Origin of the sequence: Citrobacter sp. Igbk 17 (assembly GCF_028069775.1) — a bacterium.
Taxonomy (GTDB): Bacteria; Pseudomonadota; Gammaproteobacteria; order Enterobacterales; family Enterobacteriaceae; genus Citrobacter.
In genome coordinates this window covers 71,803-86,714 of the sequence record NZ_JANEWI010000007.1, presented here as the reverse complement: position 1 = coordinate 86,714, position 14,912 = coordinate 71,803, and the positions used below count along the sequence as shown (strand labels likewise).

Here is a 14,912-nt window from a genome sequence, read left to right as displayed (position 1 = left end):
GTGTCTTATATTATGAAAACGCGTCAACTTATTACGCTGACGGGGATCGTTGCATTCTCAGGCGGTGTTATTTTCCCCACTCAGGCAGAAGAACTCACCGAAACCTCACGCAATAGTGAAGATGAAATGGTGATCACCGCATCCGGGTTCTCGCAGCAAAAGCACGAAGCGCCGGCCACCATTTCGGTTATCGATCGTAAAACGCTGGATATTCAGCCGGACCGTAGCATTGGCGAAGCGATTAAAAACCTTCCCGGTGTCTCGGTCACCAACAGCAGCGGCATGAACGCGGGCAGCATTATGATCCGCGGTATGGACCCGTCCTATACCGCTTTTATGGTTAACAGCGTCAAACAGAATACCGGTGAGTCGCGCCCCTACGGCCATGATATTGGTACCGAAGCCAACTTCTTACCGCCTATGGAGGCCATTGAGCGTATCGAGGTTATTCGCGGGCCGATGTCCTCGCTGTACGGTTCAGACGCTATCGGTGGCGTGGTCAACGTCATCACCAAAAAACCGTACGGCGCGAAAGACTGGACGACGGCGATTGCGGCGAATACCTGGCTTCAGGAACACCAGTATCTTGGCAATACCAGTCAGATGAACCTGTTTACCATGGGGCCGATTGTGCCCGATGTGCTGGGCCTTAGCGTGGCGGCCGACTGGCTCGACCGTCGCGATGACGATCGCAATAATTATTTCGGCAAACACAACCGCAAATCCGTTGATATGACGCTGGGTCTTGCCGCCAGCGAAAACAACCTGTTCGACCTCAACGTGGTCACCGGCGAGCAGGAGAAAAATCGCACTCAGAAACGCGGTGCCCCGTGGTCATGGCTGTTCGATCGTAATGCCGCCACCCTGACGCATACCGGCTGGTACGCAGACGATACCATCGCGACAACCAACTACATTAACTACGAGAAAGGCCGTTCGAAATACGTCTATAACGGGCAGACTCCACAGTATGTGCAGATGGAAAACTATGTCGCTAATTCGCAAACCACATTTACACTCGACAACCATAAACTGACCATCGGGGCGAATTTTACCCGCGAAGAGCTAAATGACCGCTTTGATGTGGCTAACAAAACGCTGCCCGGCTCAGAGCCGGTAACCAAAATCAGCCGCAACGGCTGGGCGCTGTTTGCTGAAGATGGTTGGAGTATCGACGATTTCATCCTGACCACCTCGGCACGTATGGATCAGGACGATAACTTTGGTACGCATATTACGCCAAAAATGTACGGTAACTGGGCCTTCAGCGATGCCTGGGCGCTAAAGGGCGGTATTTCGGCAGGATATAAAAAGCCGGAGCTACGCGCGACCTCCAGCAACTTCGTCACCCCTTACGGCTCAACCGTGCCTTATCCATTCCTGACGGTAGGTAATGACGACCTGAAACCAGAGAAAAGCGTTAACTCTGAGCTGGGTCTCTACTGGACGGGCGATGCGCTGGCTCTGGATAGCACGGTCTTCTATACCCAGTTCAAAGACAAAATCGCTGAACAAACCATTTGTGAAACCACGGCGACAAACCAGTGCTCGGTGAATGGCTACAAAGCAGATTCCGTCAGTAAATACTTTAACGTCAGTGAGGCAGACGTATACGGCATTGAGCTGAATGCCGACTGGCAAATTAGCGCCGACCTCAAAGCCAACGCTAACTACACCTGGAACCACAGCGAGCAGAAAAGCGGCGTCAACAAAGGCTACGCGCTGAACGACTACCCGCGTCATATGGCGAATCTGTCGCTGACCTGGGCGGCGACACAGAGTCTCGACGTGTGGAGTACAGTGAACTATCGCAGCAGTAACCGCAACAGCGGCAATAATTACAAATACGATGACTACACAATGGTTGATGTGGGCGTACGTTATCAGCTCAATAAGCACACGCAGTTGATGGCTGGCGTCTACAACGTGTTGGATGAAGATCCGAAGCTGACTACCGCGTGGAATGAATCCGCTCAGGTGGAAGGCCGTCGCTATAATCTCGGCGCGCGCGTAGAGTTTTAAGCCTTAAATAAACAACGCCGCCCGAAGGCGGCGTTGTTTATTCTCGTAGGCGATATATCAGTACTGGTCTCGGTCTAACCAGTTACCGCTTTCAATCAGCGTTAATCCCTCGACTGAACGTTGGTACACGTACATCCATGCACTTCCGTACGGCGTCTGAATTAACTGGCGTGCATATTCGCCACCTCGCGTACGCAGAGCGTCAAGCTCTGCCAGCGTGGCGTTGTCAATACGATAAACTTCCCCGTGTACTGTTCCATTTCCCGGAACGGCGCCTGGATAGTGGCCCAGGCTGTACAACTGGTAGTTGTCGATACTGAAATTTCCCAGCAACAGGGCATTGGTCATCCAGTGGCTGTTGCCTTGTTTGGTTCGTAAACTGCCGTAGACAAATATTCGCATTGCTAAAACTCGAACTGATAGAGCAAATCAAGTGCCTGATCTACGCCAGACACTGCTTCCAGATATAGCTTAGGCATCAGACGATAACGTAGCGTGAGTGTCGCTAAGGAGTCAAATATACCCACACCATATTTCACCTGCAGACCTGGCAGTACGTATCCGCTGACAACCACCTGAGAGGAGTCACCCACCCCTTGCGTGTCCAGTGCCAGATTGCTTACGCCAAATGTCTCCCCGATTTTACCCACAACCTGACCACTTTGTGCAACCCCCAGGCCAATAAGCATTGAGGTCATCGCCGCACTATCGCTCTGTTCGCTATCGAGTCCTTGTCCGCGTAGCAGATAGGAAAGTGCCATTTGCTGCGACATCGCCGGATCGGAGAAGATCTCCGCCTTCGGTTCATCGGCAGTACCAGTGACGCGGACACCGGCGATCACGTCGTCTTCGGTGGCATCTGGGTTACGAATTGCTTCTATGTTGAGTAACGGCTGATCCGGCGGACCGGAGAATAACAGTTCACCCTTACGCACAATCAAATCCTGACCATAGGCATGGAAACGCCCGCTCGGGATATTGATCTGCCCGTTCAACCCCAGCCCCTGCTTATCCTGTGCAACTTTCAGATCGCCCGTCAGACGCGCTTTCAGACCAAAGGCATCGATACGTACGTTGTTGCCTACATGAATGTTCAGGTTACTGTTGATCGGAATACCCGCGCTTTGCGGCTTCTCTGGCTGCAGATTGTCGTTGAGCATCACCATGTCGCTGGACACTCCCACCGCGCTTTCCGGCAGGTCATGCACCACAATACGCGCCCACGGCACATCCACGTTGCCATCAAGGGTAAACAGGCTCGGCGTGGCTTCGAAGACCACATCCGGCGAAACGTCCAGACGAACCATCGGCGGCACGGTAATACGCACGCGACTGCCTTTGGCTGCAACACGCGCCCGCCAGTTATCTATCTGGCTCCAGTCGGCATCGCCGCTGAGGTTAATCTGCCCCTGCTGCGTACGCACCACGCCCGCCAACGTCGAACGCGTTCCGTTAAAGTTCACAGCCAGCTGGCTGGGCTGCATGTCAAACGGCATAAAGTTACCGTCGATATCCAGACCGCTAAGCTGCAGTTGTCCAAGCAACTGCGGACTTTGCACATCGCCGCCCAGACGCAGATTGGCGTTGATCATTCCCGCGGCTTTTTCACCTCTGGAGAAGATGGGATTCACCATCGCCAGATTGAAGTTGCGGATATTCACATTACCGCCAAGATTACGTCGTCCCTGCGGATCGGTTACCTGCACCTGTCCGTCGAACTGCCCGTTATTGGTCAGGCGAATCAGCCATCCCAGCTCAGCACGGTTGTTGTGCAGGTCAGCGGTCAGGTTCAGCGTCTCAAACGCGACCGGTAACGCAGCATCGTTTACGCTCTGGGTGACCTTCACGTTACGCCCACTTAGCGTGACCTGTCCCTGCGGCAGCCCCTCTTTGGTGGTGTCCCAGCTCACATCCGCTTTGCCACTGAAGACGCCGCTGGCCTGGGTTGTATCCGGCATAAACGGTTTCAGCATCGCCAGATCGAAACGGTTCAGATTCACCACCGCGCGACCTTCCGCACCCGCATCAATCGTTTGTGGCACGCACAGTTCCGCATTCGGGTTATTCCAGCAGTGTGGCCCAATGCTGATTTTCTGCTCCTGGTTACGGTAATCCAGCGCAATCGCACGGTTAAGCGACCACGGACCGACCGGCGTCTGGAAGCGGGTATTGCTCAACGCCCCTTTCCAACGCTGTTCTTTGCGATCGAAGCTGCCGGCCAGATCCAGTTGCCCGGAAACCGGCTCCCCTTGAATGCGTAGCTGTAATTCATGCTGCTTTTCACTGCCTTTCGCGTTCAGAGTGACCAGCCCGATATTGACGTCAGGTTGCACAATCCGCTCTACGCGCACGTTGAGGCTACCGGCGATTTGCTCAGCTGATTTCACATCGCCCTCGACGCGCACCTGAGCCACGGAAAGTTCCTGCCAGCGCAGACCACGGGCGGTGATATCCGCCAGCAGTTGCGGTGCCTCGACCGTACCGCGAACTTTAATCAGTCCTTTTGCCGTACCACCTAACCCCGGTAGTGCGTTATCCAGACTCGGGGCATCAATCGTCGCATCCAGATTGAGATCTTTAACCCCCAGTTCCCCTTTTACCTCAGCGCTGTTGCGCCCCAGTTCCAGGTGTAGGCCTGGAATGGTCCACTGCAGGTAGCTATTCCCCTTCAGTGAGCCGTTCACATTGACCTTATTCTGTTTCACATTCCCGGTCAGCTTCAGTTCCGGAACCTCCATCTGCCAGCTTCCGCCATACAGACTGCCGCGGGTTTTCACCAGACCATTCAGTTTTGACGGCCAGTCAGGGATCTCTTTTGCCGTATTGATGCCATCCAGCGTCAACTCTCCGCGCCAGCTAATGGCCTGCTGCCAGTCCACCAGCGCCTTCAGCTCGGTTTTTCCTTCCAGCGCCGCAATGCTGAGTTTGTCGAGATTGATCTGTTGTTCGTTACCTTTGGCATCCAGCGTAATGGTGGCCGGAGGGATATCCTGCCCTTTCACGGCGGTGCGCATCGATAACGTGTAGTCGGTCATTTTGCCGGTCAGCTTGAGCTTGATATCATCAGCCTGGAACTGCTTGTCGCCGGTAAACGGCCAGTAAACCTGTTTACTCACCACTTCCAGATTGAGCGGTAAGCCGGCTTCTGCCAGACGCGTTTGCGCACGCAGGTCCATATCAACCGGGCCAGACAGATTGACGCCGACTTCCAGCTGGTCACGCAGCGCGCCACCGACCTTCAGCTTCACCTTTTCGCCTTTTAACGGGTCGATATTGAGTGTGCTGTTTAACGTAATATCAACCGGCCATGTGTCGGTGAGCTGCGCCGTGCCGTTGGCTTTTACTGTTCCCTGATTCGAGTCGATATCCAGCGCATCAAGCTTCATGTTGCCGTCAATGCTGCTCACTTTCAGCAGCATGTTATGTACCGTTAAATCTGTATCCCCGGTCACGCGCAGCTGCTCGCCACGAAACTCTTCAATGTTGAGGTTCAGCGGCAGATGGACATCGGTCATCTCCGGTAGCACCGGCTTTGAGAACAGATCTTTTAGCGTTTCACCCAGCGGTTTTTCGTCCGGCTGCGGATGTTGAATCTTCGGTTCGACAACCTCTTCCTGCGCCACATCTGCTACTTTAGGCAGCGCGATCAGCAGCCCCTGTAATGACGTAGGCTTCAGGGTCAACGTTTTTTCCTGCCAATTGAGGCCGGACGTGAAATCCAGGACGGAAACCGTGGTGTCATCAATTTTGATATTGATGTTGTTAAGCGCCACGTGTGAAAGCGTGATGGGATAAGGCGTGGAAAGGTTGAGCGGCCCGCTCTCTTCTTCTGCAACCGGCGCGGAAGGCGGCATCTTTTTACTGTCGATCGCCACGTTGATATCTTTCAGCGACAGATCGTTGACGCACAGGCTGCTGTTCCACAGGCAGTTGAGTCCCACCGCCAGATGTACTTCACCGGCATTTACCGCCACACCGGGCTGGTCGTAGCGGATATTTTTCAGCGACAGATCCCGCCAGCCGCCGGTAACCTGGCCAATCTCCAGCCCAGGCACCCAGCGATTAGCTGCCTTGAAGACCAGATGCAGACCGGAGGTTGTCCCCACCAGGAAAGCGACGGTACCTAACAACAGCAGGATAAAAACCAGCACCCCGAGGCTTATCTTCTTCCATAAACTCATAATTCAGGCCCCAGACCGATGTAAAACTGTAAACCATGTTCATCTTTGTCGCCTACAGGGACGGCAAAGTCGAGCTTGATAGGCCCCACCGGCGACTGCCAGCGTACACCGACCCCGGCACCGGTTTTGAAATCGCTTCTGCGGATATCGCTGACCGCTTCACCGCTATCGACAAACATCGCGCCCCACCATTTCCCGGTCACGTTGTATTGATATTCCAGCGAACCGGTCGCCAGCTTCGAGGCCCCTTTCAGCTTACCGTCACTGCCTTCAGGCGAAATAGATTTGTATTTATAGCCGCGGATACTGCGGTCGCCCCCGGCGAAGAAACGCAGATCCGGCGGGACTTTGTCGAAGTCACCGGTTTCGATCCAGCCGAGGTTACCGCGCATCACAAAACGGTGTTTGTCGTACAATGTACGGATCCAGACGTTCTGCGCCTGGAAGACGGAGAAATCAACGTCTGAACCCCAGGCCGTATTGGAATAGTCAATGGAATAGCGCTGGGAATCCCCCCAGACAGGCATCAGGCCGCCGCGCGAGCGCGTCCGGCTAATCATCACGCCCGGATAGAGCAGCATCGTCGTGTTGGTGACGTCACCCTGGGTAAAGTGGTCGAGGCTCCAGCGCAGGTTGATTGCACGCTGCCAGCCACTCGACAGATCCCAGTAGCGGGAGACCGCGAGCGTGGTAGAGTCCTGTTCGGTGTCGTTTAAATCGGTACGCTTAAATCCCCCCTGCACCAGGTAATACTGCTCCAGCGGGTTCTTTAACAACGGCATTTTATAGCTGAAATCAAGGACCTGCTCTGGCGCAGAAATACTGGCACTGGTGGTCAGGCTATGGCCGTAGGAGTTCATCCACGGCTTTTTCCACGAGGTTTTCAACCGCGGCCCAACGTCAGTCGAGTAGCCGGCCCCGGTTTCAATGGTATTTTCGGTGCGCGGCGAGACCACGCCTTTTAGCGGCAGTACTTTAGTTTCACGGGCTTTATCAAATTCAGGCGCCACCACCACGGAATTAAACCATCCGGTTGCCGAAAGGCGACGGTTTAGCTCAGCCAGATCTTTCGACTCGTACTCTTTACCCTCTTTGAACGGCACCAGGTTTTGCAGGTACTCATCGCGAATTTGCGAACCTTCAAAAGTGACATGGCCAAAGCGGTAACGCTCTCCGCTGTTGTAATCAATATCCCAGAATGCCTGGCGGCGATCGAGTGCAATTCCGAGCTGACTTTTATTAAATTCGCTGTCGAAATAGCCTTTACGCAACGCCACACTGGTGAGCGACTTTTTGAAGCTGTCATAATCGCCTTGATTCAGCACGGTGCCAATAGCCGGACGCGTCTTCAGCAGATCCAGGTAATCTTTGTCCGTACGCGCGCCGCCGCGCAGAATCACCTCGGTGCCGCCAATCAGCACCGGCTCGCCGGGCGTCACTTTAGCAATCAGCACCTGACGTCCTTTCGCCGGTGGTGGACGTAACTCAAAATCAATGGTCGGCTCAAAGTAGCCCAGCGCTTTTAGCCCTTCGCGGATAGCATCATCAACGCGCGCACGAAAACGCCGGTCTGGTGTGACTTCGTCACTCTGAATCGTGGACAGCTGCGCACGGACGTTTTTCTCCAGCGGTCCTGATAATCCTTCGACCTGTAAGCGAACATTCGCAGCGGCGGCGGAGCCACTTAAGCACAGTAATCCCACCCAACATAACTGACGGATATGTGGCACATTTTCTCCTGAATATCCTTTTTTCCCACCCCTGGAAAAAAATACTATGCCGTTCCTCGGCTTAACAAAAAATCAACAATAAGAGTTGAAAAACAGACGACAACCCAAATATTTCTTATGTTTAACTCTAGACGCATTCACACTATTTATTGTGGGCAAAGACGCGTCTCGTTACAACCTTAACCCAAATGACTGATTTCGGGAGAACGGCCATGAGTTTATTTGATAGAAAGCATCTTGTTACTCAAGCAGATGCGCTACCTGGACGCAATACCCCGATGCCGGTAGCAACGTTGCATGCGGTTAATCAGCATTCGATGACCAACGTGCCCGACGGCATGGAGATAGCCCTCTTCGCCATGGGATGTTTCTGGGGCGTGGAGCGCTTATTCTGGTCACTACCAGGGGTATACAGCACAGCAGCCGGATACACCGGTGGCTATACCCCTAACCCAACCTATCGGGAAGTGTGCTCTGGTGATACGGGCCATGCCGAAGCGGTACGCATCGTCTATGACCCGCATGTTATCAGCTACGAACAACTGCTGCAGGTGTTCTGGGAAAATCATGACCCGGCGCAGGGTATGCGTCAGGGTAACGACCAGGGCACTCAGTACCGTTCCGCGATTTATCCACTAACCCCGGAGCAAAGCGCAGCCGCGCAGGCCAGCCTTGAACGCTTTCAGGCGGCAATGACTGCAGCGGGCGACGAACGCAAGATTACGACGGAAATCAGCACGGCGACCCCGTTCTACTACGCCGAGGACGATCATCAGCAGTATCTGCATAAAAACCCTTATGGATACTGTGGCATTGGCGGCATAGGCGTTTGCCTGCCACCGCAGAATTAACCCGCAACGGCCCGATAGCACAGCGCTTATCGGGCATTTCCACGCCCTTAACGTGACCTCTGGCGGCTTTACAGTACCTTACGCTATACTAGCGTCTGAATTTACCGGCTCAACTCCACGAGCAGGTTTTCAATGAATTTTCCATTGGATTTATACTTTATGGATTTCGGGTTGCAGGACAAAACGTCATAGGTGTTTTGAACAGCGCTAGCGCTGGCTCCAACGCCCCTGCTGCTTGAAAGACGACGAGTACCAACTTCTCCCTTCCGAGGATCTGGCGTAACGCTGGATAAGATATGTTAAACAGTATTTTAGTCATTCTCTGCCTGATCGCCGTGAGTGCGTTTTTCTCGATATCCGAGATCTCGCTTGCCGCATCACGCAAAATAAAACTTAAGTTGCTTGCCGATGAAGGCAACGTAAATGCACAGCGTGTTTTGAAGATGCAGGAAAACCCCGGCATGTTCTTTACCGTCGTGCAAATTGGTCTTAATGCGGTTGCTATTCTTGGCGGTATCGTCGGTGACGCAGCGTTTTCACCGGCATTTAACGGTCTGTTCTCGAAATACTTTGCCCCAGAGCTGTCCGAACAATTGAGCTTTATTCTGTCGTTCTCCCTGGTGACTGGCCTGTTCATCCTGTTCGCGGATTTAACCCCGAAACGCATCGGTATGATTGCGCCAGAAGCTGTGGCTTTGCGTATCATCAACCCGATGCGCTTCTGTCTGCTCGTGTTCCGCCCGCTGGTATGGTTCTTTAATGGCCTGGCAAATAACATTTTCCGTCTGTTTAAGATCCCGATGGTGCGTAAAGATGACATCACTTCGGACGATATCTACGCCGTAGTAGAAGCCGGCGCATTGGCAGGGGTTCTGCGCAAGCAGGAACATGAGCTGATCGAAAACGTATTTGAACTGGAATCCCGTACCGTGCCGTCTTCAATGACCTCGCGCGAAAACGTTATCTGGTTTGATCTGCACGAAGACGAACAGAGCCTGAAGAACAAGGTGGCGGAACATCCGCATTCCAAGTTTCTGGTCTGTAATGAAGATATCGACCACATCATTGGCTATGTGGATTCCAAAGACTTGCTTAATCGCGTACTGGCAAACCAAAGCATGGCGCTGAATAGCGGCGTGCAGATCCGCAACACGCTGATTGTGCCGGATACGCTGACGCTCTCAGAAGCGCTGGAAAGCTTCAAAACCGCAGGTGAAGACTTTGCCGTCATCATGAACGAGTATGCACTGGTGGTGGGGATTATTACGCTTAATGACGTAATGACGACGCTGATGGGTGACTTAGTCGGCCAGGGTCTGGAAGAACAGATCGTCGCGCGTGATGAGAATTCATGGCTGATTGACGGCGGTACGCCGATTGATGACGTGATGCGTGTGCTGGATATCGACGAGTTCCCGCAGTCCGGTAACTATGAAACCATCGGCGGTTTCATGATGTTCATGCTGCGTAAAATCCCGAAACGCACCGATTCAGTGAAGTTCTCAGGCTACAAATTTGAAGTGGTGGATATCGATAACTACAAGATCGATCAGCTGCTGGTAACACGTCTGGACAGTAAACCGAGCGTCCTGGTACCGAAACTGCCGGATGCAAAAGAAGAGACCAAGGCGTAATCCCGCCAGAAACATCAACGGCTCCCATCAGGAGCCGTTTTTTTAACTACTGCATAGCACTTTGGTTAAGCCATCTCTGTCTGCAGACGCAAAACCTGACGGTTAACTTCGGACATAACAGAAAAATGCAGTTTGTCCTTCACTTTTGGGATAAGAATCTTACCCTTATCAAACTCAAAAGCGCCTACATCCTTGATATATAACCGTCCACGAAACAGGATCTTCACGTACTTCGCCACCTGCAGCGGGTTGTATCGTTGGAAAATTTTCATTGTATCTCCTGCTGAGCGTTACGCCTTTGCGGTACCACAATCGGTCCGACAATCCTCAGGCGCAAATTTTAATGCCTTATGACTATAGACTATCTGAACCATGTTTCCAGCGTGTATAAGTTTATTTACCTTCAGGTTACAATTATTCAGAATTATCTTTTCAACGCTTCGCTGTCTTCAGTATAAGCCTTCATTTTTCGCAGGATTTGTGCGCCCGTCCGCAAACTGGCATCGCGCTTGCGGGAAAAAGCATCATTCGCACATATGATTAAATTCCAGGCCCAAGTGGTCGGATCACCTGCAAAATAAAGAAAGAAGGAAAACCCATGACCTTACAAAAACTGCTGGCCCTGTCGTGCCTGCTGCTGCCGATGATTGCCTCCGCGCATAAGTTTGAAACCAACCAACGTGTACCGCCAGTGGGCATTGCCGATCGCGGCGAACTGATTCTCGATAATGATAAGTTTAGCTACAAAAACTGGAATAGCGCGCAACTGCCAGGGAAAGTCCGCATTGTGCAACACATCGCCGGACGTACCTCCGCCAAAGAGAAAAATGCGACACTGATTGAAGCCATCAAAGCGGCAAATCTGCCGCATGATAAATACCAGACCACCACCATCGTCAACACGGATGATGCCATTCCTGGTTCGGGCATGTTCGTGCGCAGCAGCCTGGAGAGTAATAAGAAGCTCTACCCGTGGTCACAATTTATTGTCGACAGCAACGGCATTGCGCGTAAAGCCTGGCAACTGGATGAAGAGAGCTCCGCTATTGTCGTTCTCGACAAGGACGGACGCGTACAGTGGGCAAAAGATGGTGCGCTAACGCAGGATGAGGTGCAGCAGGTTATCGCCCTGCTGCACAAATTGCTCAGTAAATAGAGACGCGGAAGCCGGGGTTAAGGAACGATTCACGCGGTGTGTAATCCAGAGGTTTTCCCTGCCAGTCGTGAACGTGAGCCCCGGCAGCGGCTGCAACCGCGTGGCCTGCTGCGGTGTCCCACACATTTGTGGGTCCAAAACGCGGATACAGTTGCGCCTGCCCTTCGGCAACCAGACAGAACTTCAGCGACGAGCCAATCGACGTGGTCTGATGTTCGCCCAACTGTTGCAAATACTCTTTTAGCTCATTGTCCGCGTGCGAACGGCTAATCACTACCAGCGGTGGACGAGCATCACGAACCTGAATTTGTTTGCGTACACCGCATTCTTCTTTCCACGCTTTGCCCTGTTCCGCGCTGTACATCACTTTCATCACAGGGGCATACACCACGCCCAGCACCGGCTTTCCCTTCTCGATAAGCGCAATGTTAACGGTAAATTCACCGTTACGCTTAATGAACTCTTTGGTTCCATCCAGCGGATCGACCAACCAGTAGCGCTGCCAGTGTTGACGAACATCCCAGCCTGGGGGTGCCTCTTCAGACAGAACCGGAATATCCGGCGTTAGTGCCAGTAACCCTTCGAGGATCACCGTGTGCGCGGCAATATCCGCCGCCGTGACCGGAGAATCATCCTGCTTGCTGGTAATCTCCATCGGTTTGAGTCCATCGTAGACCTGCATAATGGCATCGCCCGCGTTCCGTGCAAGCTGGCATACATGTTCTAGCATTCTCCACCTCGTTTCTGTCAGTGGTGTTAACTCGTTGTTTTACTTATACCCGATCGTCAAGGGATCCGCCAACTGTGATAGCGTCTGCGGTTTTAAACGCTATATTCATGTCATGATTCACAGTTCTGTAAGCAAGAAGATTTATATACATTTTCTTTTGTGGCTTAGATCTTAAAAGGATGCCCCTGATGATTAAGTTTAGTGCAACGCTTCTCGCCACGCTGATTGCAGCCAGCGTGAATGCCGCGACCGTCGATCTGCGTATAATGGAAACCACTGATTTGCATAGCAATATGATGGATTTCGATTATTACAAAGATACGGCGACTGAAAAATTCGGCCTGGTGAGGACGGCGAGTCTAATTAATGCAGCACGCAGCGAAGTCAAAAACAGCGTGCTGGTTGATAACGGCGATCTGATTCAGGGCAGCCCGCTTGGGGATTACATGGCTGCCAAAGGGCTTAAAGCGGGTGAAACACATCCGGTATATAAGGCGCTCAACACGCTGGACTACGCAGTCGGCAACCTTGGTAATCATGAATTTAACTACGGCCTCGACTATCTGCACAATGCCCTCGCTGGCGCGAAATTCCCCTACGTTAACGCCAATATTATCGATGTTAAAACCCAAAAGCCGCTGTTCACCCCTTATCTGATTAAAGACACTGACGTCGTCGACAAAGAGGGGAATAAGCAGACGCTGAAGATAGGTTACATCGGCTTTGTGCCCCCACAGATCATGACCTGGGATAAAGCCAACCTCAGCGGTAAAGTGACCGTGAACGACATCACCGAAACCGCACGTAAATATATTCCGCAGATGCGGGAAAAAGGCGCGGATGTAGTAGTAGTGATTGCTCACTCCGGTCTTTCTGCCGACCCGTATCAGACCATGGCGGAAAACTCCGTTTATTACCTCAGCGAAGTGCCGGGCGTGGACGCCATTATGTTTGGCCATGCTCATGCCGTCTTCCCGGGGAAAGATTTTGCCAACATCAAAGGAGCTGATATCGCGAAAGGCACGCTCAATGGCATACCTGCAGTCATGCCGGGCATGTGGGGCGATCACCTGGGCGTGGTAGATTTGGTACTGAATAACGATAGTGGTAAATGGCAGGTCACCCAGGCGAAAGCCGAGGCGCGCCCGATTTACGACGCCGCTGCGAAAAAATCACTGGCGGGCGAGGACCAGAAAATCGTTAAGATCCTGAAAGCCGATCACGACGCCACCCGCGAGTTCGTAAGCAAACCCATCGGTAAATCAGCCGACAACATGTACAGCTATCTGGCACTGGTACAGGATGACCCGACCGTGCAGGTGGTGAATAACGCGCAGAAAGCCTATGTGGAACACTTTATTCAGGGTGACCCGGATCTGGCAAAACTGCCGGTGCTCTCTGCTGCCGCGCCATTTAAGGTCGGAGGACGTAAGAACGATCCGGCAAGCTTTGTGGAAGTCGAAAAAGGCCAGCTAACCTTCCGTAATGCCGCTGATTTGTATCTCTATCCCAACACCCTGGTGGTCGTAAAAGCCAGCGGTAAAGAGGTTAAAGAGTGGCTGGAATGTTCCGCCGGTCAGTTTAATCAGATAGATATTCACAGCAGCAAGCCGCAGTCGCTGATTAACTGGGATGGGTTCCGTACCTATAACTTTGACGTCATTGACGGCGTGGATTATCAGATTGATGTTTCACAGCCGGCCCGTTACGACGGCGAGTGCCAGACCATAAACCCGCAAGCGGAACGTATTAAAAACCTGACCTTTAACGGCAAACCTATCGATCCTGATGCAACCTTCCTCGTCGCAACCAACAACTATCGTGCCTATGGTGGTAAGTTCGCCGGAACCGGAGACAGCCACATCGCCTTTGCGTCGCCGGATGAAAACCGCGCGGTGCTGGCTGCATGGATAAGCGCTCAAACGAAGAGCGCCGGTGAAATCCACCCGGCGGCAGATAACAACTGGCGTCTGGCACCGATTCACAGCGATAAGAAACTGGATATTCGATTTGAAACGTCACCGTCCGATAAGGCCGCGGCGTTTATCAAAGACAACGGGCAGTATCCGCTGAAGAAAGTCGCCACCGACGATATCGGCTTTGCGATTTATCAGTTGGATTTGAGTAAGTAATTTTCGTGCCGGATGCGACGCAATAGCGTCTTATCCGGCCTACAAAACTACGCAACCCGTTCGTCCCGCTGCGCCAAAACCTGCGGTAAATTCATTTCAATCCAGTCGGCCAGTGCCGCAACTTTATCGCTCACCTGCTCACCCAACGGGGTCAGGCTATACTCCACATGCGGCGGGACGACCGGATACGACACCCGGTTGATAAACCCGTCCTGCTCCAGCGCCTGCAGTGATTGCGCCAGCATCTTTTCGCTGACGCCGCCCATTTTGCGACGTAAATCGCTGAACCGGTGCGTACCGTCACGCAGCGCCACCAGAATCAATACGCCCCAACGACTGGTGACGTGTTTTAACACCTCGCGAGAGGGACACTGCTCGGCAAACAAATTGCCGTCGCGCAATTGTTGAGAAAGCGTCGAAGCTGTCATCTCTATACTTACCTTTTTGTACGTACTTACTAAAAGTAAGTTTAGGTG

11 protein-coding genes are annotated in these 14,912 nt (G+C 52.7%); 5 read left to right on the top strand and 6 right to left on the bottom strand.

Features of this window, described 5'->3' with window-relative positions; translation table 11 throughout:
- The first annotated feature begins 12 nt into the window (after window positions 1-12).
- The gene (locus NNO08_RS06360; protein ID WP_271456363.1) at window positions 13-2,022 is read left to right on the top strand and encodes a TonB-dependent receptor domain-containing protein; all 2,010 of its coding nucleotides are present in this window, start codon (window positions 13-15) and stop codon (window positions 2,020-2,022) included.
- Window positions 2,023-2,079: 57 nt separating this feature from the next.
- Here NNO08_RS06360 and NNO08_RS06355 read toward each other — a convergent pair whose 3' ends face one another.
- The 3 genes from NNO08_RS06355 to tamA are packed head-to-tail and all read right to left on the bottom strand — an operon-like array spanning window position 2,080 to window position 7,933.
- Complete coding sequence (locus tag NNO08_RS06355; protein WP_048212859.1) at window positions 2,080-2,424, bottom strand: gamma-glutamylcyclotransferase family protein; 345 nt, start codon at window positions 2,422-2,424, stop codon at window positions 2,080-2,082.
- A gap of 2 nt (window positions 2,425-2,426) precedes the next feature.
- The gene (gene tamB, locus NNO08_RS06350) at window positions 2,427-6,203 is read right to left on the bottom strand and encodes an autotransporter assembly complex protein TamB (RefSeq protein ID WP_271456362.1); all 3,777 of its coding nucleotides are present in this window, start codon (window positions 6,201-6,203) and stop codon (window positions 2,427-2,429) included.
- A complete protein-coding gene (gene tamA, locus NNO08_RS06345; RefSeq protein WP_271449168.1) occupies window positions 6,200-7,933 on the bottom strand; it encodes an autotransporter assembly complex protein TamA in 1,734 nt (577 codons plus the stop codon). The genes tamB and tamA overlap by 4 nt, the downstream gene beginning before the upstream one ends.
- Window positions 7,934-8,145: 212 nt before the next feature.
- Here tamA and msrA point away from each other — a divergent pair, with 212 nt between their 5' ends.
- Together msrA and NNO08_RS06335 are read left to right on the top strand one after the other, a co-directional pair.
- Window positions 8,146-8,784 carry a peptide-methionine (S)-S-oxide reductase MsrA gene (gene msrA / locus NNO08_RS06340; protein ID WP_271449167.1) on the top strand — a complete coding sequence of 213 codons (639 nt, stop codon included), beginning with the start codon at window positions 8,146-8,148 and terminating at the stop codon, window positions 8,782-8,784.
- A 296-nt stretch (window positions 8,785-9,080) separates the two neighbouring features.
- Window positions 9,081-10,418 (top strand): hemolysin family protein, encoded by a 1,338-nt coding sequence (locus NNO08_RS06335; RefSeq protein WP_271449166.1) that lies wholly within the window; start codon window positions 9,081-9,083, stop codon window positions 10,416-10,418.
- 65 nt (window positions 10,419-10,483) lie between these two features.
- Here the strand turns inward: NNO08_RS06335 and NNO08_RS06330 are convergent, their stop codons facing one another.
- A complete protein-coding gene (locus NNO08_RS06330; RefSeq protein WP_003025710.1) occupies window positions 10,484-10,690 on the bottom strand; it encodes a DUF1107 domain-containing protein in 207 nt (68 codons plus the stop codon).
- 326 nt (window positions 10,691-11,016) lie between these two features.
- On the opposite strand from NNO08_RS06330, the gene NNO08_RS06325 reads away from it, so the two are divergent.
- Window positions 11,017-11,574 (top strand): YtfJ family protein, encoded by a 558-nt coding sequence (locus NNO08_RS06325; RefSeq protein ID WP_271456361.1) that lies wholly within the window; start codon window positions 11,017-11,019, stop codon window positions 11,572-11,574.
- On the opposite strand, the gene cysQ is transcribed toward NNO08_RS06325, so the two are convergent.
- Window positions 11,564-12,304, bottom strand: a complete 741-nt coding sequence (cysQ, locus tag NNO08_RS06320) for a 3'(2'),5'-bisphosphate nucleotidase CysQ (RefSeq protein ID WP_271449165.1) — start codon at window positions 12,302-12,304, stop codon at window positions 11,564-11,566. The genes NNO08_RS06325 and cysQ overlap by 11 nt on opposite strands.
- A gap of 188 nt (window positions 12,305-12,492) precedes the next feature.
- Between cysQ and NNO08_RS06315 the strand changes: the two genes are divergently transcribed.
- Window positions 12,493-14,436 (top strand): bifunctional 2',3'-cyclic-nucleotide 2'-phosphodiesterase/3'-nucleotidase, encoded by a 1,944-nt coding sequence (locus NNO08_RS06315; protein WP_271440295.1) that lies wholly within the window; start codon window positions 12,493-12,495, stop codon window positions 14,434-14,436.
- A gap of 47 nt (window positions 14,437-14,483) precedes the next feature.
- On the opposite strand, the gene NNO08_RS06310 is transcribed toward NNO08_RS06315, so the two are convergent.
- Window positions 14,484-14,864, bottom strand: coding sequence for a winged helix-turn-helix transcriptional regulator (locus NNO08_RS06310; protein ID WP_271449163.1), 381 nt, complete (start codon window positions 14,862-14,864; stop codon window positions 14,484-14,486).
- Window positions 14,865-14,912: the final 48 nt, after the last annotated feature.